Origin of the sequence: Mycoplana rhizolycopersici (genome assembly GCF_013378445.1) — a bacterium.
In the GTDB taxonomy this organism is placed as follows: Bacteria; Pseudomonadota; Alphaproteobacteria; order Rhizobiales; family Rhizobiaceae; genus Mycoplana; species Mycoplana rhizolycopersici.
Window position 1 is genome coordinate 1 of sequence record NZ_JABXYK010000008.1, and the last position, 26,983, is coordinate 26,983.

Here is a 26,983-nt window from a genome sequence, read left to right on the forward strand (position 1 = left end):
ACAGAATGCGAAAGCGCTTACGGCTTGAAGCCATCCGCCGGCGAGGCCGCCTTGGCGGCCTCGCCACCAGCCCCCCTCCCCCAAGTCCGTGCTCCCGACTCAGGGATTTGCCTGACGCAACCGGACGGACGATTTCATGGCAGATCCAGCGCCGAAGCGGGCTTTCCCTCTAAGCAGATTTGCTTCAGACCGCTTCGCCGCAGGCCCGGCGAAAGCGGCGGACCGTCTCGGCCATCCCGTATTCCAGCGCGTCGGCGGTCAGGCCGTGGCCGATCGAGACTTCGGCAAGTGCCGGAATGCGTGCGGCCAGTGCGGGAAGGTTGGCCACGGTCAGATCGTGGCCGGCATTGACGGCGAGCCCGAGGTCGGCCGCGATATCCGCGGTACGGCCCAACTCCTCCGCAAGTTCCGCAGCACGCACCGGATCGTCGAAACAGCCGCCGTAAGGGCCGGTATAGAGCTCGATCCGATCAGCGCCGACCTCGCGTGCGATCGTCAACGCCGCGCGATCCGGCGTGCCGTCGGCGAAAAGCGAAACCCTGAGGCCCAGCGCCTTGAGGCGCCCGACAACCACCTCGAGCAACTTGTGCTCCTTGCAAAAGTCCCAGCCGTGGTCGGAAGTCGCCTGCGCCGGATCATCCGGCACGAGCGTCACCTGCTCCGGGCGATGCTCTTCGACGAGCCGCAGGAAGCCCTCTTCCGGATAGCCCTCCATGTTGAATTCGGCGTCGGGAAACGAACCGTCGATCAGTGTCCGGATCGGCCCCAGGTCCGAAAAGCGGATATGGCGCTGGTCGGGGCGCGGATGCACGGTAAGCCCGCTTGCCCCTGCCTCCAGCGCAATCCGGCCGAGACCGGTCACGCTCGGCCACGGCAGGTCGCGCCGGTTGCGCAGCATCGCGATCGCATTCAGGTTCACCGACAGTTTCGCAGGCATGGCAGTCTCTTCCCTATTGGCCTGACCAAGCTCTAGCCTGTCGCCATCGCGCATTCAATCACCATCAAGTGCGAGCGACCGACGCGATACAATCAGAGGGAATGAGGGCCGGCATTGGGAGAACCGTGGGTAATCGGCGCCGAGACTTGCCGAAACGCAAGAATCTTCGCTACGCTCCAGCCGACGCGCAAAGGCCGCGCCAGACCACGAATCGAATGGACGGAGTATCGGTCATCGGCATGACTGCGGGAGTTTTATGAACAGTCATCGCGCACTTTCCCCGCTTCTCGTGCGGGCCAGCGTCGGTGATATTCTGGAGAGCAAGACCTTTTCTCGCTCTGGCCGGCTGCGCGCGTTCCTCTCCTATGTGGTCGAATGCGAGCTTGCCGGCAAGGCTCAACAACTGAAGGGCTATACCATCGGGGTGGATGTCTTCGCTCGACCGGAAGGCTTCGATGCCGGCAGCGATCCGATCGTTCGTGTCCAGGCGGGCAAGCTGCGCAAGCTTCTTGATCAGTACTATGAAACCGAGGGCGCCGATGTGCCCTTGCGCATACGCATCCCGGTCGGCAGCTATGCCCCGGTATACGAATGGCGCCATGCCGACGTCCAGGATGCAACCGTAGGCCGCAATGCATCGACTGCGGCGTTGCCGTCTGATTCACCTTCTGCGCCCGTGATGCCCTTCAGACCGCGGGAGGAACGGCGCACTCTATCCTATCGCTGCTGGAAGCCCGCGCCGATCTCCTCGCACCTCGCGCTATTGACGCTTTTGCCGCTGTTGGTGCTGGCGCCGGTTTCGTATTCGGAACTTTCCGCAAACTCGATCGAAAATGCGCGCGTGTATGTCGAGAACGCACGCGCGGAACTGGACAAGGGCGCCGAGCTTCCGAGCATCCGCATAGAGCGCTGCTGGCCCGGTACCGACGCGTGCCGACAATTGGCGGAAGCGATCGAGCGGGCGGCGCGATACTACAAGACGGTTCGCCTCGTCGAAGGCCGATCTGAGGGGAAGGAAACACCCCTGGCCTATCGCATACGCATCGAAACGACGCGTGACGGTGGTGAAATCTACGCACGCCTCATTCATGAGCAGAGCAACGTCACGGTCTATGCGGATCATTTCCCGGCGGGCGAACTCGATGATTCGGCCAGCGCCTACCATGCGTTCAGATTCGCCACACGGGCGCTCTCCGCCAATGGCCGACTGTACATTCATGCCGGTAGCAACGGTCTTTCGAGCAGCACGATGATCTGCCTGCAGGCGGCCGAATCCGGGCGGAATGCCTGCCTTCGGGAGCATCAGAAGGTGGCGGCTGCGGGCGTTCCGCCGGTGCCAGACCCCGCTTCCGAAAATGCCATGGCCGACCGGCCCGATCGTTGAAGGTACAGCGCAAATCGCCCTTCCCCCCTAGATATGGGGGTATCAAAGACCGCACGCCGCCGCTAACCTCCCCTGCATCCGAAGCAGCAGTGGCGCTCTTCGTATTCTGCAAAGATGAGACGGCCCTGCCTCACCCATAACGACGGATGCGGGTTGGGCTGCGACATGAAGGGAAAAGTGCTGATGCTGGGAAATCGTGTAGGTGGCCTTTCCAATGATCGGTGAAACCGTGAAGACGACCGAATCCGGCGCACGTTCGATCCGCTTCCTGCCGGCCGCACCTTTGCCCGAAAACCTCCCGCAAGGCCGGCTGGCGATCGCCGACATGGCAAATGCCTTCGGCGTCACTCACCGCACCTTGCACTTCTATGAGGAAAAAGGGCTACTGACCGCAGACCGCGTCGGCCCCATGCGCGTCTACGGCCCGCGTGAAATCCAGCAAATGGCGGTCGTCAACACCTGCCGCGAAACCGGAATGCCGGTAGCCGCCATCCAGGAATTGCTCGATGCCCTCTGCCAGGCGGCCGACCAGGATGAGGCCGATGCGATCTTCCGCGGCGCAATGATCTCGCGCAAGCGCGAACTGGCCGCCCAGCAATCGACGATCCGGCGCCAGATGCAGCAGATCGGCGAACTGCTCGAATTCAATGGCGGCCCGGAAATCGAGATGAACGACAATACTCGGCCGGAAGCCCTGTCCGATGAGGAGTTGCGCTGCCTGACGCTGATGGCCGAGGGCTATCCGACGACGCGAATTGCCCGCGCACTGGACGTTGATCCCGGCCAGGTGCAGTCGATGGAGAAAGAAATCATCCGAAAGTTCAGCAGCAACAACCGGTTCCAGGCGGTGGCCAAGGCTGTCCTGCTCGGGATCATCGGCCACTGAAATTACCGGCACCTGCAGCCGAAACACGCGCGGACGCATGTCTCCAGGGCTGCTGTCCGGCCTTTGCGGATTCCGATCCGGTCCGGCAGCGCAGCTTTCCGGCTGCGGTCAGCGCACGATCGTCAGTGTTTCTGCCGCCCGCGTGATTGCGGTGTAGAGCCAGCGCTCACGCGTATCGCGAAACGCCCAGCTTTCGTCGAACAGCACGACGTCGTTCCACTGCGAGCCCTGCGCCTTGTGAACGGTCAGGGCATAGCCGTAGTCGAACTCGTCATATCGCTTGCGCGTCGACCAGGGAATTTCCTCCTCGACGTTCTCGAAAGCGGCCTTCAGAAGCTTGATCTTCGCCGCCCCCCTGTCCATGTCGTCGTCCTCGGGACGGATCATCAGGTTGATGCCCGGCTTCACCGTCTCTTTGGACGAGGTCATCACCTGCCATAGAGAGCCGTTCAACAGGCCTTTCGCCGGATCGTTGCGCAGGCAGACGAGCTTGTCGCCCGATTGCGGATAGCCGGTCGAAAAACCCTTCAATTCCCGCAGGCGCATGTTGTAGCGACGCCGGGTCTTGTTCGTGCCGACAAGCACCTGGTCGGCCTCCAGCACGAGCGACTGCGTCACCTCGCCCTTCGGGATCACCTTCGCCGTACCCCAGTCGCCATACAGGATCTCCTTGCCTTCGCGCACATGCATGGCGAGCTGGATGATCGGATTGTCGCGCGCCTGCCGGTGGATATCGGTCAGAAGGTAATCCGGCTCCTGGCTGGTGAAGTAGCCGCCGCCCGTCACCGGCGGCAACTGTCCGGGATCGCCGAGGACGAGAATGGGCGTGCCGAAGCTCATCAGGTCCTTGCCGAGCGCCTCGTCCACCATCGAGCATTCGTCGACGATGATCAGCGCCGCCTTGGCGACGGGGCTCTGGCGATTGATCGAGAACATCGGCGCGATCGACGTCTTGCCGGTCTCTTCGTCGGAGACCTCTTCCTCGCCGCGCGGCCGGTAGATCAGGGAATGGATGGTGCGGGCATTGCTGGCGCCCTTGGAGCGCAGCACCTGCGCGGCCTTGCCGGTGAAGGCCGCAAACAGCACGTCACCGTCGACATGCTCGGCGAAATGGCGCGCGAGCGTGGTCTTCCCCGTGCCGGCATAACCGAAAAGCCGGAAGAGCGGCGAACGCCCTTCCTTCAGCCAGCGCGAAACGGCCTTGAGGGCCTCGTCTTGTTGTGGTGCGAATTCCATGGGGCGACTTGGCAGGATTCGTCTTTCCGACGCAAGGAAAACCGCATGCATCCACCGCTTCCCGTCCTGCTCGCACCCGATCCCTGCCGAACGCTGCAAGCACGATTTTCCGGCGCGGGCAGGATTTCGCAATGGAAAATGTCATTTGGACACAATATCAAGGCGGCGACCTGTCCCGGCTCAGCGCAGCGGAAATTGCCTTTGAACGCCAAGCATCCCAAATCCGACCCAGACAACGCGGGAACTGGTCTCGGTGGCCTGAAGCCCTATGCCCAATGGCTTCTGCTGGCTGCGCTGTCGCTTCCGCTTGCAGCAGCGCTTGAGTTCGCCGGCATTCCCGCGGGACTGATGATGGGCCCGATGGTTGCCGCCGTGATCGTCGGCGTGAACGGCGGAACGATCCGGCTTCCCCGCATCTTCTTTTTCGGCGTTCAGGTCGTGCTCGCGATGATGATTGCCGGCATGGTCTCGCCGAGCCTGGTCAGCACCTTTCTTTCGCGCTGGCCGCTGTTCCTGCTGATCGTCCTTTCCGTCATCGCCATGAGCACGTTTTGTGGCTGGGTCATCACCCGGATGCAGATCCTGCCTGGGACGACCGCCATTTGGGGCTCCTCGGCCGGCGCCGCCTCGACCATGCTGCTGATGGCGGGCGCCTATGGTGCCGACGTGCGTCTGGTCGCCTTCATGCAGTATCTGCGCGTCGTGTTCGTCGCGACCCTTGCCACCCTGATTGCCCATTTCGGCGGCCATCAGGCGGTCGGCGCCGACGAGCGCTCGCTGTTTGCGCCGTTTGACGCCGGCAACGTCGCACTGACGCTGAGCATTGGCATCGTGTTCGGGCTCATCGGCCGCTGGCTGCGGATTCCCGCGGGATCCTTTCTCACCCCGTTTGCCGTCGGCTCGGCGCTGACGATGACCGGAACGGTTCACTTCGAACTGCCGCAATGGCTGCTGGCAATCGCGTTCGGCCTCCTCGGCTGGAATATCGGACTGGGTTTCACCCGGTCGATCCTGCGCCACGCGCGCCGCGCCTTCGCGCCCACCGTCATCTCGATCATCGTGCTGCTTTCCTTTTCCGGGCTGCTGGCATTCGCCCTCGTCGCATGGCTCGGCATCGACCCGATGACCGCCTACCTGGCAACGAGCCCCGGGGGTCTTGATTCGATTGCCGTCATTGCCGCATCGAGCAACGTGGACCTCTCCTTCGTGATGGCGTTGCAGACGGCCCGGCTGGTCATCATCACGCTGATCGGCCCTGTCATCGCCCGTTTCGTCGCCGACAGGGCTTGAGATCCGGACCCTTGTGGCCGCAAGTGTTGCCAAGACAGGAATGACCGCTACCATGACGTCCCGGGAGGAAGGGCGATGGTGGATTTCGTCGAGATCGTCGAAATGGCCGCGCGCGACGGCCTGCAGAACGAAAAGCGCATCATTCCGGCCGCCGAAAAGGTCGCACTGATCGACCGCCTGTCGGCCTGCGGCTTCCGGCGCATCGAGGCGACGAGCTTCGTCAGCCCGAAATGGGTACCCCAACTGGCCGATGGGGCGGAGGTCATGGCGAACATCAAAAGACGGCCTGGCGTTCGCTATGCCGCGCTTGTGCCGAACCTGAAGGGCTACGAGGCGGCCAGGACCGCCGGCGCCGACGAGGTTGCGATCTTCGTCTCCGCCTCCGAAGGGTTCTCGCGCGCCAATATCAACTGCTCGATCGCCGAAAGCCTGGAGCGGCTGAAGCCGGTCGCCGAACAGGCACTGGCAGACGGCATCGCGCTGCGCGGCTATGTCAGCTGTGTCGTCGCCTGCCCCTATGACGGTCCGACACCGCCGGGAGCCGTCGCCGACGTGGCGCAAAGGCTGCTGGCGCTCGGTTGCCACGAGGTGAGCCTGGGCGACACGATCGGCAGCGGCCGCCCGCTGGAAATCGCCGCCATGCTGTCCGCCGTCCTCGCCGTTGCACCTCCGGGCCAGCTTGCCGGTCACTATCACGATACAAGCGGCCGGGCGCTCGACAACATCCGTGTCAGTCTCGACATGGGCCTTCGCGTCTTCGACGCCTCCGCGGGCGGTCTCGGCGGCTGCCCCTATGCGCCGGGCGCCAAAGGCAATGTGGACACGCGGGCCGTCGCCGCCCTTCTGGAGGACCTCGGCTATTCGACAGGGCTCGATTTGCTGCAGCTTTCCGAGGCTGCGGACTTCGCCCGCGCGCTCGTTGCGGCACCCGGAGAGGAACAGAGCCGATGACATCCCCAACCACCGCATTCCAGTCCATCACATTCTCCACGGATAGTCGCGGGGTTGCCACGCTGACGCTCTCGCGCGCCGCACAGCACAATGCATTGTCGGCCGAAATGATCGCCGAACTCACGCAGGCTGCCGCCGCCCTCGCGAACGATCCTTCCATCCGCGTGGTCATTCTGACCGGCGCGGGCGCGAGCTTCTGCGCCGGCGGCGATCTCAACTGGATGAAGGCGCAGGTGGAGGCGGATCGAACAGAGCGCATATCGCAATCCCGCAAGCTCGCCCTGATGCTGAAGGCGCTGAGGGATCTGCCGAAGCCGTTGATCGCCCGGGTCAACGGTCAGGCCTATGGCGGCGGCGTCGGCCTCATCAGCATATGCGACGCCGCAATCGCGGTATCCGATGCCCGCTTCGGCCTCACCGAAACCCGTCTGGGCCTGATCCCGGCCACCATAAGCCCCTATGTGATTGCCAGGATCGGGGCGGCAAACGCCATGCGCTACTTCACCTCCGCGCGTATCTTCGACGCGACCGAAGCGCGCACCGCCGGCCTGCTCAACGCCGTGGTCAATGCAGAAATGCTGGACGACGCGATCGAAGCGGAGATTGCGCCCTATTTTGCCACCGCCCCCGCCGCCGTCGCAGCCGCCAAGGCTTTGGTTCATGCCATAAGCGCTCAGCTCGACGCCGCGATCATCGAAGACACGCTGATACGGCTGGCAGATACCTGGGAGACGCCGGAAGCGACCGAAGGCATATCCGCCTTCCTGCAGAAGCGGCCTCCGGCGTGGAAGACCGAGACGCGTTAGACCCTACCGCAACAGCGGTATCAAAGGTCAATGTAAAGTCGTTCGCAACCGGCGTATAGTGGCGGAACAAACCGGAGTGGCAGGCGTTCAGTTCCGATGCAGCATCGAGGACATCGCAGATGGCACCGCGCGCGCAATGGAAAGGCTTCCTGAAATTCGGCGAGGTCGTTTGCCCGGTCTCGCTTTATACGGCTGCGTCCACCTCCGAGCGCATCGCCTTCCATACGATCAACCGGGACACGGGAAATCGCGTTCGCCGGGAGTTCGTCGACGGTGTCACCGGCAAGCCGGTCGTCCGCGAGGACCAGGTGAAGGGCTACGAGATCGGCAAGGATGACTACATCGTCCTCGAACCGGAGGAAGTGGCTGCCGCCGTGCCGGAAAGCGACAAGACGCTGGAGGTCGGCTCTTTCGTCAACCTCTCAGATGTCGACGACGTCTATTTCGACAAGCCCTACTATCTGGCCCCGGGCGATCGCATGGCGGACGAAGCCTATGTCCTGCTGCGCGACGCGCTGCGCAAGTCGCATTCGGCAGCGCTCGGCCAGGCCGTCCTGTTTCGCCGCGTCCGCTCCCTCCTCATCCGCGCCGAAGGCGACGGCCTGATCGCGACGACGCTGACCTTCAACTACGAGATCCGCTCGGCGAAAGAGGCCTTTGCCGACATCCCCGACATGGAGATCAAGGGCGAGATGCTGGATCTCGCTCGCCACATCATCATGACCAAGGCGGGCACCTATGATCCCGCAGCTTTCCACGACAGGTATGAGGAAGCGGTCGCCGAACTCGTGAAGGCAAAGATCGAAGGCCGGACGATCGAGCGCAGGAAGGAACCGAAGCGCGCGAACGTTACCGACCTGATGGAGGCGTTGCGCCAGAGCGCCGCCGCATCGGGCGCGGGAGAAAAACCCGCACCCCGGCGCACGGCGAAGGCGCAGTCCAAATCGGCGAAATCCGCGGCCGGACACCGCAAGGCCGGCTGATCGATGGCGCTGGAGACCTACCATCGCAAGCGCGACTTCCAAAAGACCCCCGAGCCAAAGGGCCGGACGGCAAAGGCGCAGGGCAACAGCTTCGTCGTGCAGAAACATGACGCGCGCCGTCTTCACTACGATTTCCGGCTCGAGATGGACGGCGTCCTGAAAAGCTGGGCCGTCACCCGCGGGCCGAGCCTGGTGCCCGGCGAAAAGCGCCTTGCCGTCCATGTCGAGGACCATCCGCTGGAATATGGCGGCTTCGAAGGGACGATCCCCAAGGGCGAGTATGGCGGCGGCACCGTCATCGTATGGGACAGAGGCACGTGGGAACCGCTCGAAGATCCGCACAAGGGCTACAACAAGGGTCATCTCGAATTCGAGCTGCATGGCGAAAAGCTGAACGGCCTGTGGCATCTGGTGCGAATGCAGGGCAAGCCCGGCGAGAGGGCGGACAACTGGCTGTTGATCAAGGGAGAGGACGAATACGCCCGGCCGGAAGATGCGCCCGACATTCTTGAGGAGCGCCCGGAATCGGTAAAGACAGGGCGGGAGATCGCGGACGTCGCCGGCGAGGAGCCGGGCTGGTCGTCGAAAACCGGAAAGATCACCCGGAAGACCGCCCGCAAGCCGAAGGCGAAGACCGATCCGGCCGAGGCCGAGGCCGAGCCCAAGTCGCCCGCACCGGCCGACCCGTCCAAGGAAGAGGGTGCGGTCAAGGCGCGACTGCCGACCTTCGTCGAACCGGCCCTCGCCTCGCTGACGCAAAATCCGCCTGCGGGAGCACGTTGGCTTCACGAGATCAAGTTCGACGGTTACCGGCTGCAGGCGCGCATCGAGGCCGGCAAGGTCAAGCTTCTGACCCGCGGCGGGCTCGACTGGTCGGCGAAGTTCGGCAAGACTATCCTGTCCGCCTTCCAGGAACTGCCGGTCGGCAGCGCACTGATCGACGGCGAACTGATCGTCGAGGGGCAGTCCGGCATCTCCGATTTCTCAGCACTTCAGGCCGACCTGAGCGAGGGCCGGACGAACCGTTTCGTCTACCACGCCTTCGACCTTCTCCATCTCGACGGCTACAACCTGACCGCCCTCCCCCTCGTCCGCCGCAAGGAACTGCTCCATACGGTCATTGCCACGGAGACCGGCCTGTTGCGCTACAGCGCCCATTTCGAGGAGGACGGCGCCCTGCTTCTGGCGCAGGCCTGTCGCCTCGGGCTGGAAGGGATCGTCTCGAAGATCGCCGGCGATCGCTACCGCTCCGGCCGCGGCAAAAGCTGGCAGAAGGCCAAGTGCACCCATGCGCAGGAGTTCGTCATCGCCGGCTGGGTGCCGTCGACGACATCGCGCAAGGCGGTGGGTTCGCTCGCCCTCGGGGTCTACGAGGCCGGAGAACTGCAGCATGTCGGCCGGGTCGGGACGGGCTTCAGCCATACGGTCGCCGCCGAGCTTGCGCGGCGGCTGGAGCGGATCAGGATCGAATCCAGCCCCTTCGCTGCGCGCCTCACGAGCGATGAGGCCCGCGGCCTGCGTTTCGTCCGCCCCGAGCTTGTGGCCGAAGTCGAGTTCCGTGCCTGGACCGCCGACGGCCACCTTCGCCACGCCTCGTTCCGCGGCCTGCGCGAGGACAAGCCGGCAAGCGAAATCGTCCGCGAGCAGAGCAAGGCCGCCGATACTGGCGCAAAGGGCCGCAGCAGGAACAAGGAGAAGACGATGCCGAAACCCGCATCGAGACCGGCCTCGAAGGTCCAGCTGACGCATCCGGACCGCATCTACTGGCCAAAGGAGGGCGTCACCAAGGGCGGGCTTGCCGACTACTACGCCGAGGTGTGGCCGTTCATGGAGCCATACGTCGTAGATCGCCCGCTGGCGCTTCTGCGTTGCCCCGACGGGATCGACGGCCAGCAGTTTTTCCAGAAACACGCATGGAAAGGCATCAACGCGGCCATCCAGCTTGTCGAGGATCCGAAGGAGCCCGGCGAGGCGCCCTATATCGCCATCAAGGATTTCGACGGGCTGATCGGGCTGGTGCAGGCGGCCTCGCTCGAAATCCACCCCTGGGGATCAACCGTGAGCGACTGGGAGAAGCCCGATACGCTGATCATGGACCTCGATCCGGGCCCGGACGTCGGCTGGGCAACCGTCATTGCCGCTGCGGAGGAAACCCGGGATCGGCTGCAGGACATGGGCCTGCGCGCCTATGTCAAGACATCGGGCGGCAAGGGGCTGCATGTCGTTGCCCCGCTGAAGCGCTCGGCGGAGTGGCCGCAATTGAAGACCTTCACCAAGGAACTGGCCGACCAGATGGCGGCGGACAGCCCCGGAAAGTACGTCTCCACCATCGCCAAGGCGAAGCGGCATGGCAAGATCCTGATCGACTACCTCAGAAACCAGCGCGGGCAGACGGCAGTGGCGCCCTATTCCACGCGTGCCCGACCGGGCGCCCCGGTCTCCATGCCGCTCGGCTGGGAAGAGCTCGATCCCGCCATCGGCCCTGCGCACTTCACCGTTTCGAATGCGCCGACCCGGCTGGCAAAGCTCGCCTCCGACCCGTGGGCGGATTTCCGCAGCGATGCAGTCCCGCTCCCGGTCAAGCGCCAGCGGCGGGGGGACGCGGCCTGAGGCTCACTTCTTGTTTTTTTTGGCCGCCGCCACGCTCTTGCGAAGTGCATCCATGATGTTGATGACGTTGGAGGACGGCGCCGGCACCTCGGCCTTTTCCTTCGCCGGTTTCTTTCGCCCCTTCTTCTTCGCCGCGATGATCTCCAGAAGCTTCTCCTGAACGGGATCGTCGGCTACGTCCGGGGACCATTTGCGGATATTTTCGGCGATGAACGTCTCTGCGAGCTTCATCATCGACGGTTCCAGCTTCACCTTGCCGATCCCCTCGAAATAGGCATCGGCCGGACGGACCTCCTCGCCATAGCGAAGCGTCCACAGCACGATGCCCTTCTCGCGGGGCTCGAGCAGCACCGCGCGCTCGCGCCGATACATGACGAGGCGTGATATTCCCACCATGTCGGCGGCCTTCATCGCGTCGCGAATGACGCTGAAGGCCTCCTCTCCGACGGGGTCGTTGGGCGTCAGGTAGTGCGGCTTGTCGAACCAGATCCAGTCGATGCTGTCGCGGCTGACGAACTTTTCGATGTCGATCGTCCGCGTGCTCTCGAGCGCGACCGCGTCCAGTTCCTCATCTTCGAGAACGACGAAATCGCCCTCGCCGCGCTCGTATCCCTTAGCCTCGTCGTCCTCGTCCACCGCCTTGCCGGTTTCGGAATCGACATAGCGGCTGACCACCCGGTTCTTCGTCGCGCGATTGAGCGTATGGAACCGGACCTTCTCGTCCGCGCTCGTCGCCGGTGTCATCGCCACCGGACAGGTGACGAGCGAAAGCTTCAGATAGCCCTTCCAGAAAATGCGTGGCGCCATGGCTGCACCCCTCGCGAATCATCGTCAAAAAACGCGCCTCGCGCCTCTTGGTTCCGCCCTGTTGGTTCCCGATGGAACTGCCGGGCGGACATCTTGCGCCCGCAGCGGGCATCCGACAAGCGCGCTTCCACGACCGGAGCGGGAATATTATCATCGACCCCGGTGTCTCACGGCTGCACCCGCTTTTGCGGGATCCAACCACCGGGCACAGGAACAAGCGCCATGAGAAAACTGCTCCTCGCTTCAGCCGCCTTCGTCCTCGCAAGCGTTGTCGCCGCCGTTGCGGCCGCTCCCATAAAGACCGTCAAGACCGACAAGGGCGAAGTCCTTGCCGGCGAGAACGGCATGACGCTCTATACCTACAAGAACGACATGAAGGACATGTCCATGTGCTACGACCAGTGCGCGAACAACTGGCCGCCCTACATGGCCGCAGCCGGCGCCAAGGCCGAAGGTACCTATACGCTGGTCAAGCGCAAGGACGGCCAGATGCAGTGGGCGAAGGACGGCATGCCGCTCTATTTCTGGATCAAGGACAACAAGCAGGGCGATGCGACCGGCGACGGGGTGAAAGGCGTCTGGAATGTCGCACGGCCCTGACGATGGCCCTGAGGACGGCGGCGCTGCCGCCTCGTTCGAGGAGGCTCTCCTGGCTCTCGTGCCGGGCTTGCGGCGCTACTCGCGCAGCCTGACGCGCACCGATGCCGACGGCGAGGACCTGCTTCAGGACTGCGTCGAAGCGGCGCTCGCGCGCCGCGCCCAATGGCGCGGCGCCAACCTCCGCAGTTGGGCCTTCACCATCATGACCAACCTGTTCCGCAACCGGTATCGGGCGATGATGCGGCGCCCGACGACGGTCATCGAGGACGCCGAGCAGGTCGCGCTTGCTGATGACACAGGCGACCCGCTGGAGCGGGCCCGTATCCGGGCGGCGCTCGAGACGCTGACGCCCGAATACCGCACGACGCTGATGCTGGTGGTGGTCGAAGGCTATTCCTACCAGGAAACCGCGGACATGATGCGCGTTCCGATCGGCACCGTCATGTCCCGCCTGTCACGCGCGCGACACCAGCTCGCCACCCGGCTGGCACAGGACAACATCGTCCCCCTCAGGAGATCGAAATGACGCAAGCGACCGGCACAATCGGCGAAAACGACCTGCATGCCTTTGTCGACGGCCTGCTGGATGAAGGCCGGCGCGCAGAGGTCGAAGCCTGGCTGGAGACGAACCCGCAGGATGCCGAACGCGTGGCGAGCTGGTCGAGCCAGAACGAACGCATAAGGGAGGTATTTGCCGGCGACTTCGTCTCCCGCGGCAGCGACGCCGAAATGCTAAGACGCAATCGTCCCCTGGTCGGGTCGCGGTTCACCCGCCCCGCAATTGCCGCCGCTGCCGCACTGCTGATCTTTGCCGCTGGCTTCGGCAGCGGTCGGCTGACCATGGAGACGATTGCCCCGCCGTCCGGGGCGTCCACCACCTCCCTCGCGCAGGAGGCGCGCTCCGCCTTCCTCGTCTACACCAGCGAGGTGCGCCATCCCGTCGAGGTCGGCGCCGACCAGCAGGAGCATCTTGCCGCCTGGCTTGGCAAGCGGCTGGACTATCGCTTGCGCCTGCCGGATCTTTCCGCCCTCGGCTACAGCCTCGTCGGCGGCAGGCTGCTGCCGGTCGGCGGCAGACCGGGTGCGCTGCTGATGTACCAGAACGCCGGCGGCCAGCGGCTGACGATGATAGTCGGACGCAACGCGGAAAACCGCGAAACGAGCTTCCGTCTCGACACGGACGGCCCCATACGCACCTTCTACTGGATCGACGGCGCGATCGGCTACGCAGTGACCGGCGAGATCCCGGCGAACGATCTTCGTGCCGTCGCCGACGAATGCTACCGGCAGATGGAGGAAGCGTGAGACTGCTCCCCTCCGACCTCGGCATCGGCAATGTCTCGTCGGCAAACGCGTGGAAGCAACGGTGAAAACTTGGCATAGTGCCCCTCGACAAGACGAGTCATCGCTTAAGGACGCAAACATGGTCGGCATTCGAGACATAACCCTGCCGGGCGGCCGCAGGGTCCCTGCGCTTGGCCAAGGGACCTGGCACATGGGCGAAAGCGGTGCGGCAGCGCAAGGCGAGATCCGCGCGTTGCAGGCCGGGATCGACCTCGGCATGACGCTGATCGATACGGCCGAAATGTATGCGGACGGCGGGGCGGAGGAGGTCGTCGGCCGCGCCGTCGAGGGACGCCGTGACAGCGTGTTCATCGTCAGCAAGGTTCTTCCGTCGAACGCCAGCCGGCGCGGCACGGTCGCCGCCTGCGAGGCGAGCCTTAAGCGGCTCGGCACGGACCGGATCGATCTCTACCTCCTGCACTGGCGCGGCCGCCATCCCCTTTCCGAGACGGTCGCAGCGTTCGAGGAGCTGAGGGCGGCGGGCAAGATCGGCGGCTGGGGCGTCTCCAATTTCGACGTCGACGACATGGAGGAATTGTCGTCGGTCGCGGGCGGAGATCATGTCGCGGCGAACCAGGTCCTCTATAATCCCGCCCGTCGCGGCATCGAATTCGACCTTTTGCCCTGGTCCGACCAACGCGGGATCGCCACCATGGCCTACTCGCCGCTCGACGAAGGCCGCCTCGTGCGCCATCCCGCACTTGCCCGCATCGCCGCAAACCACGGCGCCAGCGCCGCGCAGGTGGCGCTGGCCTTCCTGCTTTCACGCCCGCACGTCATCGTCATCCCCAAGTCCGGCTCGCCCGAACGCGTCGCCGAAAACCGCAAGGCCGCCGATCTGATCCTCACCTCCAACGACATGGCCGCCCTAGACGCCGCCTTCCCGCCGCCCAGACACAAGCAACCGCTGGAAATGATTTAGGGCCTACTTCGGAAAAACGCCATAAAGTTGCACACACTCGAGAGCTCCACCCACAGAGTGAAGCGGTAGCAATGTTGTTTCGAGCTTCTTGTCGTTTGTTGTTGGCTGGCGTTGCCGCCGCATACCTCGGACATCCGTCGACAGCCACGGCTGCAGAAAATCGGTCATCGACAATCCGCCTTGGCATCATTTTCGCTGATGGACGAAATCATCAATTGGAGAGGCGATGCAGAGAGGCTGAAACTTGCGAGATTTATCGCAACGATGATCTGGGAGTAACTATCACAATATTGGAGAAAAGAGGATCAAGGCAAAAAACATCGAAAACCGTTCGGATATCATGCAGGGACTTCGATTGTTTCTTTGAAAATTCCCAAGCCTTTACGGAGATATACCGTTCACAGCCAGTCCGCTTCTACAAGGGAGAGCGTCCCAGAGGATTGGAGTGGCAACAAAACGAATTTTACGGAAGTCTCGCAATTCAATTCGAGACAAAGCCGAAAACAAAATTCCCGAAAAAGGTAACGTCAACTGAGCTCAACGGTCCGCCCGAGAAGAGTCGGGCAGACCAGCGCAAAATTTAGCCGGCAGCGGCTGAATCGTAATTTGGCTCACATCCCCTGCGGGCCGCGGTTCATCGCGGCGATGCCGGTGCGGCAGACCTCGATCAGGCCGAGCGGCTTCATGATGGCGATGAACTGGTCGATCTTCGACACCTTGCCGGTGATCTCGAAGACGAAGTGCTCGGTGTTGGCGTCGATCACGGATGCGCGGAAGGCGTCGGCGAGCCGCAGCGCCTCGACCCGGTGGTCGCCGGTTCCCGACACCTTGACCAGCGCCAGCTCGCGCTCCAGCGGCCGTTCATGGCCGAGGTCCTTGGCGCGGACGGTCAGGTCGACGACCCGGTGCACCGGCACGATGCGCTCCAGCTGCGCCTTGATCTGCTCGAGTACGTGCGGGGTGCCGCGCGTGACGATGGTGATACGCGACAGGTGCGCCTGATGCTCCGTCTCCGAAACGGTCAGGCTTTCGATGTTGTAGCCGCGGCCCGAAAACAGGCCGATGACGCGGGCAAGGACGCCCGGCTCGTTGTCGACGAGGACCGATAGCGTGTGGCTTTCCGAAACCTGCGTCTCGGGAGCGATGAAATAGGCCGAACCGGTCGGCTGAAGATGTGCGTTCATGGACTTATTTCCTCCCGTATATCAGACCAGCTGGCGACCCTTGGCGTCGATCGCGTTCGCGACCGCCTCGTCCGTCGCCTCGTCGGGCAACAGCATCTCGTTGTGCGCCTTGCCGGACGGGATCATCGGGAAGCAGTTCGCCAGGTTGGCGACACGGCAATCGAAGATCACCGGCTTCTTCACCGCGATCATTTCCTGGATCGCGCCATCGAGATCCGCAGGCTTGTCGCAGCGCAGGCCGACGGCGCCATACGCTTCGGCGAGCTTGACGAAGTCCGGCATCGCCTCGGTGTATGAATGCGACAGCCGGTTGCCGTGCAAGAGCTGCTGCCACTGGCGCACCATCCCCATGTACTGGTTGTTGAGGATGAAGATCTTGATCGGCGCCTCGTACTGGATCGCAGCGGACATCTCCTGGATGCACATCTGGATGGAGGCGTCGCCGGCGATGTCGATGACGAGCGCGTCGGGATGGGCGATCTGCACGCCGAGAGCGGCCGGCAGGCCATAGCCCATCGTGCCGAGCCCGCCCGAGGTCATCCAGCGGTTCGGCTGCTCGAAGCCGAAGAACTGCGCCGCCCACATCTGGTGCTGTCCGACTTCGGTGGTGATGTAGGTGTCGCGATGCTTGGTCAGCTCGTACAGCCGCTGGATTGCGTATTGCGGCATGATGACGTCGTCGTTGGCCTTGTAGGCCAGCGAGTTGCGCGCACGCCACTTGCTGATCGAGGTCCACCAGTCGGCGAGGTGTTCCTTGCCGACGGTCTTGGCGGATGCGCGCCACAGCCGGACCATGTCTTCGAGGACGCGGCCGACGTCGCCCAGGATCGGAATGTCGACGCGGACGTTCTTGTTGATCGAGGACGGGTCGATATCGATGTGGATCTTCTTCGAATTGGGCGAAAACGCGTTCAGGCGGCCGGTAATGCGGTCATCGAAGCGCGCGCCGATGCAGACCATGACGTCGCAGTCATGCATCGCCATGTTCGCCTCGTAGGTGCCGTGCATGCCCAGCATGCCGAGCCAGTTCTTGCCGGACGCGGGATAGGCGCCGAGCCCCATCAGCGTCGACGTGATCGGGAAGCCGGTCAGTTCGACCAGTTCGCGCAGCAGATGCGAAGCCTCGGGTCCCGAGTTGACGACGCCGCCGCCGGAATAGATGACCGGCTTGCGGGCGCCCTGCATCAGGGCTACAGCCTCGCGGATCCGGTCGAGGTCGCCCTGGACCTTCGGCTCGTAGACGTGCTGCGAGGAAACCATCGACGGCGGGACATAGGTGCCGGTGGCGAACTGGATGTCCTTTGGAATATCGACGACGACCGGGCCGGGACGCCCGCTCTGGGCGACACGGAAGGCCTCGTGGATGGTGCGCGCCAGCTGGTTGACGTCCTTGACCAGCCAGTTGTGCTTGGTGCAGGGGCGGGTGATGCCGACGGTGTCGCATTCCTGGAACGCGTCCGAACCGATCAGCGAGGTCGGGACCTGGCCGCTGAGGCAGACGAGCGGGATCGAGTCCATCAGCGCGTCCTGCAGCGGCGTGACGGCGTTGGTCGCGCCGGGGCCGGAGGTCACCAGCATGACGCCGACCTTGCCGGTAGAGCGCGCATAGCCTTCGGCGGCATGTCCTGCCCCCTGCTCGTGGCGCACGAGGATGTGCTGGATCTCGTCCTGCTGGAAGATCTCGTCGTAGATCGGCAGGACGGCGCCGCCCGGATAGCCGAAGATGTGCTCGACGCCATTGTCCTTCAGTGCCTGCAGGACGATTTCGGCGCCCGTCATCTGGTTCTCAGTTCCACTCATCGGAATGTTTCCGTTCGTTTCCATGGTTTGAAAGTGTGATTAGCGAAATCGTGGGCATAAAAAAAGGCCCCTTTCGGAGCCTGCTTACCGCGCATGGGTGCTTTCGCCCGGTGGTCACACCACCTTGCCCATGCGCCTTCCCACCACAAGAATCTTCGCGATCTTCGAAATCATGAGGCGGATTGATAATCGCTAAAGCGGTGATCGTCAACCGCCGTCGAATGCTTCGTTTCGGCACAACCGCATGACAACCGGTAATGGTTCAAGCTGGTACGGCCTACGACCAGGATACGCATTGTTAAGCGAGCGCTGTTATTCTCGCCTCAAAAGGGCAAGGAGTGCCGGCGTTGCGTAACACTGATTTTCATCGTTCGTTGGCGGCCGGCGAACAGGATCGGCGAGACGACGATACACCTGGGAACCGTCTCTTGGGACGCGTCGTCGCCTGCAGCGGCTCGCGGGCAACCATCAGTGCGGTGGCTGAGGAAGGCCAGACCTCGCTGACCGAGCTGTGGTCCGTCGGCCGCCTGATCTCCATCTCCGTCGGCGACAACCGCATCGTGGCGCTCGTCTATTCCATGGCGACCGACCAGCAGAGCTGGTCGTCGAGCGGCGACACCCTCTTTCATGTCGAAGTCGAGCTTCTCGGCGAGGTCCACATGGGACCGGAGGGACGCGAGGAGTTTTCCGCCGGCATCTCGGCCTATCCCTATCTCGGCGCGATCGCGCACCGTATCCGCGCCTCCGACCTCGCCAAGGTCTACGACACCGGCATGAGTGACGTCTGCGTGATCGGCAAGCTGACGCAGGACGAGACGCTGGACGCCACCATTCACGTGCCCTCGATGCTGTCCAAGCACTTCGCGATCGTGGGCACGACCGGCGTCGGCAAGTCGACCGCAGTCACGCTGCTCCTGCACAAGGCGATCCAGTCCGATCCGAAGCTGCGCGTGCTGATCCTCGACCCGCACAACGAATTCGCAGCCGCCTTCCCCGACCACGCGGTCGTCATCGAGACGGACACGCTCGACCTGCCGTTCTGGCTGTTCAAGCTGGAGGAGTTCGCCGAGGTCGTGTTCCGCGGCCGGCCGGCCGTCCCCGAGGAGATGGACGTGCTGCGCGACCTCATTCCGGAAGCCAAGAAGGCATTTCGCGGCTCCGGCGAAGCCGGGCTGATGCGCCGCAACAACGAAAAGAGCTCGATCACGGCCGACACGCCGGTTCCCTTCCGCATCGCCGACCTGCTGGCGCTAATCGATGAGCGCATCGGCCGGCTCGAGGGGCGGACAGAAAAGCCGCACCTTCGCTCGCTGAAGGTCAAGATCATGTCGGCGATCAACGACCCGCGCTATCACTTCATGTTCTCCTCGAACACGATCACCGATACGATCCTGGACACCGTCGCGCGAATCTTCCGCATCCCCGGCAACGGCCGGCCGATCACCACGTTCCAGCTCGCCGGCATCCCCTCCGAGGTGGTCAACTCCGTCGCATCCGTCCTCTGCCGCATGGCCTTCGAAATCGGCCTGTGGAGCAATGGCGGTGTACACATGCTGGTCGTTTGCGAGGAGGCGCACCGCTACGTGCCCGCCGACGCCAGTGCCGGCTTCCTGCCGACCCGGCAGGCAATCGCCCGCATCGCCAAGGAAGGCCGCAAATACGGCGTGTCGCTCGGCGTCATCACCCAGCGCCCGGGCGAACTCGACCCGACGATCCTGTCGCAGTGCTCCACCGTCTTCGCCATGCGGCTTGCCAACGACCAGGACCAGGAGATCATCCGCTCCGCCATCCCGAATTCGTCCTCGTCCACGACGAGCTTCATCTCCTCGATCGGCAACGGCGAGGCGATCGCATTCGGCGAGGCGGTTGCCGTGCCGATGCGGATGAAGTTCTCTCGTGTCTCGGAGAGCCGCCTGCCGAAGGCGAACGGCGTCGTCGTCAAGGCCAGCGAGGATACGCCCGATACGGTCGATCTGCGCTCTATCGTCGGGCGCATGCGCTCGGTCTCCGGGCCGGACATCTCGTCCTTCCAGAGTTCCGTGCTCGCCGCAGAGAACGAAGTCTCGCCGATGCGCGGAAACTTCGCCGACCCCGCGCCATCGCGGCTGGACCGATTGGACGGCTATCAGGAAACGCAGCGCTTCGAGCAGCCCGTTTCGCCAAATGGCGAGCCCCCGATGAGTGAACCGGACATCCAGCCCTATCGCCCGGACATGCTGCCGGGTGTCCCGGCAGGCCCTTCGCCGCTCTCGGCGCACGACCGTTTCGACGCGCTGCGGCGGGAGTTGAATGCCGGTTACGACGCGGGCCCTTCCCAGGCCAGCAGGCCAGCGCGGCCCGCATTCGGCGAGGCCGGCGAGAACCGTCGCGAAGGCTCAATCCGCGAACAGCTGCTGAAGAAGCCCCTCAGTAGCCTCGTTCGCAAGTAGCACGACCCGGAACGATTTCGCACGCCATCGAGCGCCGCCTTAGAGTGGCGCCTCGCCGTGCACCACTCACATGCGGCCCCCGCTCACTATTAGAAGGGCAACGGTGACGCCGCGTCCCAGCGCAGCCAGTTCTCATCCATCTGGTTGCGGAACCAGGTCATTTGCCGCTTGGCATATTGCCGCGTCGCCGCAGCACCCCGTTCGATGACTTCGGCCTCGCTTATTGCGCCGGCAAGGAGACTTGCGATCTGCGGCACGCCGATCGCCTTCATCACCGGCATCTCCGGTGGAAGGCCCAGCGCCAAAAGCGCACGAACCTCGTCCACGGCGCCGGATTGAAGCATGGCCGCAAAGCGTCGGTCGATGCGCTCGTGCAGCAGCGCGCGCTCCGGCAGCACGACGATCTTAAGCGCGCGGGTCGGTTCGATCACCGCCGGAGCGGTGGCGGCTTGCAGGTCGCGAATGGAGCGGCCGCTGACCTCCAGAATTTCCAGCGCGCGCAGGATGCGCTGCCCGTCACTGGCACGAATGGCCTCGGCCGATTGCGGATCGCGCAGCCCAAGCTCGGCATGCAGGGCCTGTGCACCTTCCTCTGCAAGGCGCGCGCGCCATTTCCGGCGCAGGGCGTCCGGCACTGCCGGCATGTCAGAAAGGCCGCCCGTCAGCGCCTTGAAATAAAGGCCCGTCCCCCCGACGAAAACGGGAAGCTTCGACCTGCGGCGCAGGTCCGCGACGACGTCCGCCGCCTGCCGCAGCCACTCTCCGCTCGAAAAGGCCTGCCCTGCCGGCATATGGCCGTAGAGCAGATGTTCGATACCGCCCATCTCGTCCGGCTGCGGGCGCGCCGTCAGCACGTTCAGCGTGTCGTACACCTGCATGCTGTCGGCATTGACGACAACCCCGCCATGCGCCTGCGCCAACCTTACGGCCAGCGCGGACTTGCCGCTTGCCGTCGGGCCGGTTATCAGGATCGCGTCCATGTCACCTTCAGGAATTCTCATCATGGCTCTCGTTGCCACGCTTATCGCCAATCCGTCAAATCCGGTGCTCGCATCCCAGATCGGCGAGCGGGCCGCGGATGCGGTCAACGCTTCCGGCCTTTACTGGCTGGCCGACGGGGTTGCCTGCGACATCGCACTGCGCGAGGGCACCGAAGCGGCCACTGCGCGCGACGCGATCGCAGCCATCATCGGCACAGCGCCCCTCGACCTCGTTATCCAGGAGGCTGAAACGCGTCGCAAGAAGCTTCTGATCGCCGACATGGATTCGACCATGATCGGGCAGGAATGCATCGACGAACTCGCCGCCGAAGTCGGCCTGAAGGAGCGCGTTTCGGAGATCACCGCCCGCGCGATGAACGGCGAGATCGCCTTCGAGCCGGCTCTGCGTGAACGCGTGGCCCTGTTGAAGGGGCTGCCGATCACCGTCGTCGACGAGGTGATCGCCAAGCGCATCACCCTGACCCCCGGCGGCCCGGAACTCATCGCGACGATGAAGGCCCGCGGCCACTATACCGCGCTGGTATCCGGCGGCTTCACCGTCTTCACCGGCAAGATCGCCGCCCGCCTCGGCTTCCACGAGAACCGGGCCAACATCCTGCTGGAGAACGGCGGGCTGCTCACCGGCGAAGTTGCCGAACCCATTCTCGGCAAGCAGGCGAAGGTTGACGCGCTTCAGGACATTTCCGATCGGCTCGGCATCTCGGTCGAAGAAGCGATGGCGGTCGGCGACGGCGCCAACGACCTCGGCATGCTGCACCTTTCGGGAGCCGGCGTCGCCCTGCACGCAAAGCCTGCCGTGGCGGCCGAGGCCAGGATGCGCATCGATCACGGCGACCTGACGGCACTCCTCTATATCCAGGGATACCGCAGGTCGGACTTCGCCATACCGGCGCAGACATGACGACCGGCGTCATCACCCGGACGGGCCGGCTGACGGTCCGCAACTGGATCGAAGGCGACCGCGATCTCTTTCACGAGATCAACTCCGATCCCGAGGTGATGCGCTACTTTCCCTTTCGCCGGTCGCGCGCGCAGTCCGACGAATTGTTCGATCGCCTCCGCGCCATGATCGGCGATACCGGTTTCGGCTTCTTCGCCATCGCGCTTCGTGGCTGCGGCCGGCCCATCGGCTTTTGCGGCCTTGCCCGCACCGACCTCGCCCCGTTCCTGCCGGACGGCACCGTCGAGATCGGCTGGCGGCTGGCCCGGTCCCACTGGGGCCACGGTTATGTCACCGAGGCGGCCTCGGCGCTCCTTGCGCACGGCTTCGAAAGATGCGGGCTGGAGGAGATCGTCTCCTTCGCCGTCCCCGACAATGCGCGCTCGACATCCGTCATGACACGGATCGGCATGCGGCGCGATCCCGGGCGCGACTTCGATCATCCGCGCGTGCCCGACAGCCATCCGCACCTGATCCGCCACGCGCTCTATGCCATTACCCGATCGGAATGGCAGACGAGGCGACCGGCAAGCATGGTCTCGCAGGCGCATTGAGCGAAGTCCGACGTTGAATCAAAATGCGAGGGCAGTGAATCACCTTCACCGCCCTCGCCTGCAATCCGTTGATTTGAAAGACTATCTATTCGATCCGAACGGTAACGAAGCGCAACGCGCCCGTCTTGTCGGCGATCATCAGAAGCGCGTTCCGGCGGTCCTGGGATTTCAGCTCCGCGATACGCTTGGACACGTCCTCCGGGCTCGACACGGCTTCCTGACCGATCTCCACGATCACGTCGCCTGCCTGGATCCGTCGCTCGGCCGCTGCCGACGTCTCGTCCACGGCGGTGACGACGACACCCTTGACGGTATCGACGATCGAATAGGTCTTGCGAGCCGCCTCATCCAGCGCGCCAAGCGTCATGCCGAGGATCACCGGCGCAGGCTTCCCGGGTTCGGCTTGAGACTTGTCGCTGCCCTTGTCCTCGTCCGACTGGGCCTCGTTCTCCGCAAGCTTTTCTCCGTCCTCGAGGCGGCCGAGCGTCACCTTGACGTTGACCTCCTTGCCGTCGCGGATGACTACGACATCCACGGCCTTTCCGACGGGGCTTTCGGCCACGACGCGCGGCAGGTCGCGCATCTCGTCGACCTCCTTGCCGTCGAAGCGGACGATCACGTCACCGGTCTTGATCACGCCGTTGTCAACCGGTCCGTCCTTGATGACGCCGGCGACCAGCGCGCCCTTCGCGGTCGCCATTCCGAGGCTCTCGGCGATGTCGTCCGTAACCGGCTGGATGCGTACGCCGAGCCAGCCGCGCCGCGTCTCCCCGAATTCCCTAAGCTGCATGATGACGTTCTCGGCGAGTTCCGTCGGCACGGAAAAGCCGATGCCGATCGAACCGCCGGACGGCGAGATGATGGCCGTGTTGATGCCTATAACCTCACCCTTCATATTGAACAGCGGGCCGCCGGAATTGCCGCGGTTGATGGCCGCGTCCGTCTGGATGAAGTTGTCGTAGGGCCCGGCATTGATGTTGCGCCCCCGCGCGGAGATGATGCCGACCGACACCGAGCCGCCAAGCCCGAACGGATTACCGATCGCCATTACCCAGTCGCCGATGCGCATCTGGCGGGAATCGCCGAACGGCACGGCGACGAGCGGGCTCTTGGGCTCGACCTTCAGCAGCGCCAGATCCGTCTTGCTGTCCACGCCGACGAGCTTCGCCTTGAGCTTGGAACCGTCGGCGAAGTTCGCCTCGATGTCGTCGGCGCCCTCAATCACGTGGTTGTTGGTGACGATGAAGCCGGTCGGATCGATGACGAAACCGGAGCCGAGCGAATTGACGGTGCGCGGGCTTCCGCCCTCGCCTTCCTCGCCCTTGAAGAACTCGTCGAAGAAGTCCTGGAAGGGCGAGCCTTCCGGCACCTGCGGCGCCGGCGCATCGTCGTCGGACTTCACGTTCTGGGAGGTCGAGATATTTACCACGGCACCGAGAAGGCGTTCGGCCAGGTCGGCCACGGACTGCGGCCCCTGCGGAACCTGGAGCGGCGACTGCAGCGGCGTTTGCGGCTGCTGCGCCAGCTTTTGCGGCTGGACTTGAGCCTGCACCTGGGCCTGATCTGGAGGCTGGATCTGAGCTTGCGCACGAGCGGTTGCGGGCAGCATCCCTGTGCTTGCGAGCAGTGCCGAAAGAGCCGTCGCCAGCACCCGCGTGCCCATCTGTCGTGACCTGCTGCTCGATGCCATCTGCACTGTCCTTTCGCTTTGTCCTGGTCGTCATCTTCGCCACGGATGAGGCGGAAATGCGGATAGCCGGAATGCTGGCCGCGTCGCGCAGGCCTTCGCCTGTGACATCTCGGTGATTCGCCGGCAGGAGGCCAGCAGCAGATGACACCTTATATCGTTCGTTCCACGGCCGTTCATCAAATCATCGACAGCGCAAGCGTGAAACCCGGACGGCGGCCTGGAACTCGCGAGCGCTTCAGCAGCGCATGAAGGGTGCTCGCTTCACCCGATTGGCCCCTGCGCATCGTGAGCGAGATCCGTACGATGCTTCTTCACCCGCGAACCAACCAGACCAACCCGACGCCGCTGGCAATGGCGAGGAGGCCGGCGATCCTCAGATGCGCCTCGGGAACGGCGGGAAGAACCGCCGCCAGGCGCTTCAAAAACGAAGGGGCCAGCGCGTACGCCAGCCCCTCGATAACCAGAAAGAACGCGAATCCCGTCAGGAGATCCGCCATAGCACCGGCCTCAGTTTGCCGGTGCGGGCGCTGTCGGTGCGGCCGGAGCCGCGGCACCGGGCTGCGACGGGCCGTTGAGGTTGCCGAAATAGCGGAAGAATTCCGAATCCGGCGACAGTACCAGCGTCGTGTCGCTGACACCGAGACTCTGACGATAGGCCTCCATCGAACGATAGAAGGCGAAGAACGCCGGATCGCGTTCAAACGCCTCGCCGAAGACACGGTTGCGTTCGGCATCGCCCTGACCGCGGATGATCTCCGACTCGCGCTGTGCTTCCGCCACGATCTCGACGACCTGGCGGTCGGCGACGGCCCGGCGGGTCTGGCCGCGCTCGTTACCGCGGGCGCGGATGAGCTCGGCTTCGGCAAGACGCTCGGCCTTCATGCGCTCGAAGGTCTGCTGCGAGACTTCCTGCGTCAGGTCGGTGCGGCGGATGCGCACGTCGGTGATCGTCAGCCCGAGGTTCTGGGCGTCCTGAGCCAGCTCGTTGCGGACCTCGCGCATCATCGACGCACGCTCGTCCGAAAGGGCCGCCTCGAAACCGCGCAGACCGTAGACGCGGCGAAGTGCTGCATCGAGTCGGGTGCGCAGCCGTGCCTCGGCCGCATCGCGGTCGGCCGAAACGGCCTCCCGGAAGCGGCGGGCGTCGCTGATGTGGTAGACGACGAAGGCATCGACCTCATAGAACTTGCCGCCCGAAACCTGCACGCGGATGTTGTCCAGGTCGAAGCGAAGCGCCTGATCGGACACGAACTGCACCCGGTCCGCATCCATGAAGGCGAACGGCAGCTTGAAGTACAGGCCCGGCTCCGTCTTGACCGACTGGATCTCACCGAAGCGGACGACGACCGCCTGCTGGCGGGCATTCACGACGAAGATCGACGAATAGGCGAGGAAAAGCACGACGGCGAGGCCGATGAGGATGGCAGGCAAACGGTTACCCATTATTGCGTGCCTCCCTGCTGCTGGGCCGGCGTGGTCCTGCCGAGCTCATTGAGCGGCAGGAAGGGAACGACGCCCTGTCCGCCCTGCTTTTCGTCGATGACGACGGTCTTGGAGCCCTTCAGGACGCCCTCCATGGTTTCAAGGAACATGCGCTGACGGGTCACGTCGGGCGCGAGCTTGTACTGATCGTAGATCGAAATGAAGCGCTGCGCCTCACCTTCCGCCTCGTTGACGACGCGGTTCTTGTAGGCGGCGGCTTCTTCGCGGATCTGTGCGGCCTGACCGCGGGCGAGACCGAGCTTCTGGTTGGAGTACTGGTTCGCCTCTTCGACGAAGCGGTCCTCGTCCTGCTCGGCACGCTGCACTTCGTCGAACGCGTCGGCGACTTCGCGCGGCGGGGCCGCATCTTCGATCGCAACCGTATTGATCGAGATACCCGAACCGTATTCATCCATCGTCGACTGGATCGTGGCCTTGACCGCTTCGGCGATAGCCTGACGGTTGTCGCGGAAGATGTCCTGCGCCGGGCGCCGGCCCACGACCTCGCGCATCGCGCTTTCGGAGACCTGCTGCAGGGTGGCGGACGGGTTTTCCAGGTTGAACAGATAGGCGCGCGGATCGGTGATCGAATAGAGCACCGAGAACTGCACGTTCACGATGTTCTGGTCGCCCGAAAGCATCAACCCGCTGTCTTCGGCATTTACGGCCGCACCGCGGCGGCCGATGTTCTGCTGCTGCTCGGTGATCGTCACCATCTCCACAGTCTCGAACGGCCAGAAATGGAAGTGCAGGCCGGGCATCGAGATCTCGTCCTTCGGCTTGCCGAAGCGCAGCTCCACGCCGCGTTCGTCCGGCTGGACGGTATAGATCGAGTTCATCAGCCAGAAGACGCCGATCAGAAGCGCCGCGATGACGAAGATGCCGCCGTTGAAGCCACCGGGAACCACGTTTTTCAGCTGGTTCTGTCCACGCCGGATGATCTCTTCGAGATCCGGCGGACCACCGCTGCCGCTACCGCCGCCGCGCGGGCGGTTCGGTCCCTGCCCCCATGGTCCCTGATTGTTGCCGCCGCCGCCGCCCCCCCAAGGGCCGCCGCCGCCGTTTTGATTGCTCCAGGGCATCAATACCTCTTTCTCTGGATACTCCCGCTCTCATGCACGCGAAGTCTCCCCCGGGCACACGATGT

24 protein-coding genes are annotated in these 26,983 nt (G+C 64.0%); 14 read left to right on the forward strand and 10 right to left on the reverse strand.

Annotated features, from left to right (window positions below):
- Nucleotides 1-184: 184 nt before the first annotated feature.
- A complete protein-coding gene (locus tag HV823_RS14085; protein WP_176950367.1) occupies nt 185-937 on the reverse strand; it encodes a pyridoxine 5'-phosphate synthase in 753 nt (250 codons plus the stop codon).
- Nucleotides 938-1,193: 256 nt separating this feature from the next.
- Here HV823_RS14085 and HV823_RS14090 point away from each other — a divergent pair, with 256 nt between their 5' ends.
- Together HV823_RS14090 and HV823_RS14095 are read left to right on the forward strand one after the other, a co-directional pair.
- Nucleotides 1,194-2,321 carry a hypothetical protein gene (locus tag HV823_RS14090; RefSeq protein WP_176950368.1) on the forward strand — a complete coding sequence of 376 codons (1,128 nt, stop codon included), beginning with the start codon at nt 1,194-1,196 and terminating at the stop codon, nt 2,319-2,321.
- A 214-nt stretch (nt 2,322-2,535) separates the two neighbouring features.
- Entirely contained in the window at nt 2,536-3,207 is a 672-nt protein-coding gene (locus tag HV823_RS14095; RefSeq protein ID WP_176950369.1) for a MerR family transcriptional regulator, read from the forward strand.
- A 108-nt stretch (nt 3,208-3,315) separates the two neighbouring features.
- Here the strand turns inward: HV823_RS14095 and HV823_RS14100 are convergent, their stop codons facing one another.
- Nucleotides 3,316-4,443 carry an ATP-dependent DNA helicase gene (locus tag HV823_RS14100; protein ID WP_176950370.1) on the reverse strand — a complete coding sequence of 376 codons (1,128 nt, stop codon included), beginning with the start codon at nt 4,441-4,443 and terminating at the stop codon, nt 3,316-3,318.
- A gap of 201 nt (nt 4,444-4,644) precedes the next feature.
- Between HV823_RS14100 and HV823_RS14105 the strand changes: the two genes are divergently transcribed.
- The 5 genes from HV823_RS14105 to ligD all read left to right on the forward strand — a co-directional run bounded on the left by HV823_RS14105 (nt 4,645) and on the right by ligD (nt 11,083).
- The gene (locus HV823_RS14105) at nt 4,645-5,733 is read left to right on the forward strand and encodes an AbrB family transcriptional regulator (protein WP_425487663.1); all 1,089 of its coding nucleotides are present in this window, start codon (nt 4,645-4,647) and stop codon (nt 5,731-5,733) included.
- Between the two features lie 75 nt (nt 5,734-5,808).
- Nucleotides 5,809-6,684: a hydroxymethylglutaryl-CoA lyase gene (locus HV823_RS14110; protein WP_176950372.1), complete on the forward strand. Its 876-nt coding sequence runs from the start codon at nt 5,809-5,811 to the stop codon at nt 6,682-6,684.
- Complete coding sequence (locus tag HV823_RS14115; protein ID WP_176950373.1) at nt 6,681-7,490, forward strand: crotonase/enoyl-CoA hydratase family protein; 810 nt, start codon at nt 6,681-6,683, stop codon at nt 7,488-7,490. The genes HV823_RS14110 and HV823_RS14115 overlap by 4 nt, the downstream gene beginning before the upstream one ends.
- Before the next feature lie 119 nt (nt 7,491-7,609).
- Complete coding sequence (gene ku / locus HV823_RS14120) at nt 7,610-8,473, forward strand: non-homologous end joining protein Ku (RefSeq protein WP_176950374.1); 864 nt, start codon at nt 7,610-7,612, stop codon at nt 8,471-8,473.
- Nucleotides 8,474-8,476: 3 nt separating this feature from the next.
- Nucleotides 8,477-11,083, forward strand: a complete 2,607-nt coding sequence (gene ligD, locus HV823_RS14125; protein WP_176950375.1) for a DNA ligase D — start codon at nt 8,477-8,479, stop codon at nt 11,081-11,083.
- A 3-nt stretch (nt 11,084-11,086) separates the two neighbouring features.
- On the opposite strand, the gene ku (HV823_RS14130) is transcribed toward ligD, so the two are convergent.
- Nucleotides 11,087-11,890 (reverse strand): non-homologous end joining protein Ku, encoded by an 804-nt coding sequence (gene ku, locus HV823_RS14130; protein WP_176950376.1) that lies wholly within the window; start codon nt 11,888-11,890, stop codon nt 11,087-11,089.
- Nucleotides 11,891-12,112: 222 nt separating this feature from the next.
- On the opposite strand from ku (HV823_RS14130), the gene HV823_RS14135 reads away from it, so the two are divergent.
- The 4 genes from HV823_RS14135 (at nt 12,113) to HV823_RS14150 (ending at nt 14,756) form a co-directional block, all read left to right on the forward strand.
- Nucleotides 12,113-12,490, forward strand: coding sequence for a COG4315 family predicted lipoprotein (locus HV823_RS14135; protein WP_176950377.1), 378 nt, complete (start codon nt 12,113-12,115; stop codon nt 12,488-12,490).
- Complete coding sequence (locus HV823_RS14140; RefSeq protein WP_176950378.1) at nt 12,474-13,016, forward strand: RNA polymerase sigma factor; 543 nt, start codon at nt 12,474-12,476, stop codon at nt 13,014-13,016. Before HV823_RS14135 ends, HV823_RS14140 begins: the two co-directional genes overlap by 17 nt.
- Nucleotides 13,013-13,795, forward strand: a complete 783-nt coding sequence (locus HV823_RS14145) for an anti-sigma factor family protein (RefSeq protein WP_176950379.1) — start codon at nt 13,013-13,015, stop codon at nt 13,793-13,795. Before HV823_RS14140 ends, HV823_RS14145 begins: the two co-directional genes overlap by 4 nt.
- 118 nt (nt 13,796-13,913) lie before the next feature.
- Complete coding sequence (locus HV823_RS14150) at nt 13,914-14,756, forward strand: aldo/keto reductase (protein WP_176950380.1); 843 nt, start codon at nt 13,914-13,916, stop codon at nt 14,754-14,756.
- 611 nt (nt 14,757-15,367) lie between these two features.
- Here HV823_RS14150 and ilvN read toward each other — a convergent pair.
- Both ilvN and HV823_RS14160 read right to left on the reverse strand, forming a co-directional pair.
- Nucleotides 15,368-15,940, reverse strand: a complete 573-nt coding sequence (gene ilvN / locus HV823_RS14155; RefSeq protein ID WP_097139528.1) for an acetolactate synthase small subunit — start codon at nt 15,938-15,940, stop codon at nt 15,368-15,370.
- A gap of 21 nt (nt 15,941-15,961) precedes the next feature.
- Nucleotides 15,962-17,740: an acetolactate synthase 3 large subunit gene (locus tag HV823_RS14160; protein ID WP_176950381.1), complete on the reverse strand. Its 1,779-nt coding sequence runs from the start codon at nt 17,738-17,740 to the stop codon at nt 15,962-15,964.
- A gap of 347 nt (nt 17,741-18,087) precedes the next feature.
- On the opposite strand from HV823_RS14160, the gene HV823_RS14165 reads away from it, so the two are divergent.
- Nucleotides 18,088-20,169 carry an ATP-binding protein gene (locus tag HV823_RS14165; protein WP_176950382.1) on the forward strand — a complete coding sequence of 694 codons (2,082 nt, stop codon included), beginning with the start codon at nt 18,088-18,090 and terminating at the stop codon, nt 20,167-20,169.
- A gap of 89 nt (nt 20,170-20,258) precedes the next feature.
- On the opposite strand, the gene miaA is transcribed toward HV823_RS14165, so the two are convergent.
- A complete protein-coding gene (gene miaA, locus HV823_RS14170; RefSeq protein ID WP_425487664.1) occupies nt 20,259-21,173 on the reverse strand; it encodes a tRNA (adenosine(37)-N6)-dimethylallyltransferase MiaA in 915 nt (304 codons plus the stop codon).
- Here miaA and serB point away from each other — a divergent pair.
- Together serB and HV823_RS14180 are read left to right on the forward strand one after the other, a co-directional pair.
- Entirely contained in the window at nt 21,172-22,071 is a 900-nt protein-coding gene (serB, locus tag HV823_RS14175) for a phosphoserine phosphatase SerB (RefSeq protein ID WP_176950384.1), read from the forward strand. The two genes, miaA and serB, sit on opposite strands and share 2 nt — an antisense overlap.
- On the forward strand, nt 22,068-22,664 hold the full coding sequence (locus tag HV823_RS14180; protein WP_176950385.1) for a GNAT family N-acetyltransferase: 597 nt from the start codon (nt 22,068-22,070) through the stop codon (nt 22,662-22,664). Before serB ends, HV823_RS14180 begins: the two co-directional genes overlap by 4 nt.
- Nucleotides 22,665-22,749: 85 nt before the next feature.
- Here the strand turns inward: HV823_RS14180 and HV823_RS14185 are convergent, their stop codons facing one another.
- From HV823_RS14185 to hflK, 4 genes are all read right to left on the reverse strand, one after another.
- Complete coding sequence (locus HV823_RS14185) at nt 22,750-24,354, reverse strand: DegQ family serine endoprotease (protein ID WP_176950386.1); 1,605 nt, start codon at nt 24,352-24,354, stop codon at nt 22,750-22,752.
- Nucleotides 24,355-24,665: 311 nt separating this feature from the next.
- On the reverse strand, nt 24,666-24,851 hold the full coding sequence (locus HV823_RS14190; RefSeq protein WP_176950387.1) for a DUF2065 domain-containing protein: 186 nt from the start codon (nt 24,849-24,851) through the stop codon (nt 24,666-24,668).
- Between the two features lie 10 nt (nt 24,852-24,861).
- The gene (gene hflC, locus HV823_RS14195) at nt 24,862-25,797 is read right to left on the reverse strand and encodes a protease modulator HflC (RefSeq protein WP_176950388.1); all 936 of its coding nucleotides are present in this window, start codon (nt 25,795-25,797) and stop codon (nt 24,862-24,864) included.
- Nucleotides 25,797-26,918: an FtsH protease activity modulator HflK gene (gene hflK, locus HV823_RS14200; RefSeq protein ID WP_176950389.1), complete on the reverse strand. Its 1,122-nt coding sequence runs from the start codon at nt 26,916-26,918 to the stop codon at nt 25,797-25,799. The genes hflC and hflK overlap by 1 nt, the downstream gene beginning before the upstream one ends.
- Between the last annotated feature and the right edge of the window lie 65 nt (nt 26,919-26,983).

What these genes read in the sequence shown, in the direction of transcription:
- HV823_RS14085 (WP_176950367.1), bottom strand. Translation starts at nt 937, where the DNA reads ATGCCTGCGAAACTGTCGGTGAACCTGAATGCGATCGCGATGCTGCGC.
- HV823_RS14090 (WP_176950368.1), top strand. Translation starts at nt 1,194, where the DNA reads ATGAACAGTCATCGCGCACTTTCCCCGCTTCTCGTGCGGGCCAGCGTC.
- HV823_RS14095 (WP_176950369.1), top strand. Translation starts at nt 2,536, where the DNA reads ATGATCGGTGAAACCGTGAAGACGACCGAATCCGGCGCACGTTCGATC.
- HV823_RS14100 (WP_176950370.1), bottom strand. Translation starts at nt 4,443, where the DNA reads ATGGAATTCGCACCACAACAAGACGAGGCCCTCAAGGCCGTTTCGCGC.
- HV823_RS14110 (WP_176950372.1), top strand. Translation starts at nt 5,809, where the DNA reads ATGGTGGATTTCGTCGAGATCGTCGAAATGGCCGCGCGCGACGGCCTG.
- HV823_RS14115 (WP_176950373.1), top strand. Translation starts at nt 6,681, where the DNA reads ATGACATCCCCAACCACCGCATTCCAGTCCATCACATTCTCCACGGAT.
- ku (WP_176950374.1), top strand. Translation starts at nt 7,610, where the DNA reads ATGGCACCGCGCGCGCAATGGAAAGGCTTCCTGAAATTCGGCGAGGTC.
- ligD (WP_176950375.1), top strand. Translation starts at nt 8,477, where the DNA reads ATGGCGCTGGAGACCTACCATCGCAAGCGCGACTTCCAAAAGACCCCC.
- ku (WP_176950376.1), bottom strand. Translation starts at nt 11,890, where the DNA reads ATGGCGCCACGCATTTTCTGGAAGGGCTATCTGAAGCTTTCGCTCGTC.
- HV823_RS14135 (WP_176950377.1), top strand. Translation starts at nt 12,113, where the DNA reads ATGAGAAAACTGCTCCTCGCTTCAGCCGCCTTCGTCCTCGCAAGCGTT.
- HV823_RS14140 (WP_176950378.1), top strand. Translation starts at nt 12,474, where the DNA reads ATGTCGCACGGCCCTGACGATGGCCCTGAGGACGGCGGCGCTGCCGCC.
- HV823_RS14145 (WP_176950379.1), top strand. Translation starts at nt 13,013, where the DNA reads ATGACGCAAGCGACCGGCACAATCGGCGAAAACGACCTGCATGCCTTT.
- HV823_RS14150 (WP_176950380.1), top strand. Translation starts at nt 13,914, where the DNA reads ATGGTCGGCATTCGAGACATAACCCTGCCGGGCGGCCGCAGGGTCCCT.
- ilvN (WP_097139528.1), bottom strand. Translation starts at nt 15,940, where the DNA reads ATGAACGCACATCTTCAGCCGACCGGTTCGGCCTATTTCATCGCTCCC.
- HV823_RS14160 (WP_176950381.1), bottom strand. Translation starts at nt 17,740, where the DNA reads ATGAGTGGAACTGAGAACCAGATGACGGGCGCCGAAATCGTCCTGCAG.
- serB (WP_176950384.1), top strand. Translation starts at nt 21,172, where the DNA reads ATGGCTCTCGTTGCCACGCTTATCGCCAATCCGTCAAATCCGGTGCTC.
- miaA (WP_425487664.1), bottom strand. Translation starts at nt 21,173, where the DNA reads ATGATGAGAATTCCTGAAGGTGACATGGACGCGATCCTGATAACCGGC.
- HV823_RS14180 (WP_176950385.1), top strand. Translation starts at nt 22,068, where the DNA reads ATGACGACCGGCGTCATCACCCGGACGGGCCGGCTGACGGTCCGCAAC.
- HV823_RS14185 (WP_176950386.1), bottom strand. Translation starts at nt 24,354, where the DNA reads ATGGCATCGAGCAGCAGGTCACGACAGATGGGCACGCGGGTGCTGGCG.
- HV823_RS14190 (WP_176950387.1), bottom strand. Translation starts at nt 24,851, where the DNA reads ATGGCGGATCTCCTGACGGGATTCGCGTTCTTTCTGGTTATCGAGGGG.
- hflC (WP_176950388.1), bottom strand. Translation starts at nt 25,797, where the DNA reads ATGGGTAACCGTTTGCCTGCCATCCTCATCGGCCTCGCCGTCGTGCTT.
- hflK (WP_176950389.1), bottom strand. Translation starts at nt 26,918, where the DNA reads ATGCCCTGGAGCAATCAAAACGGCGGCGGCGGCCCTTGGGGGGGCGGC.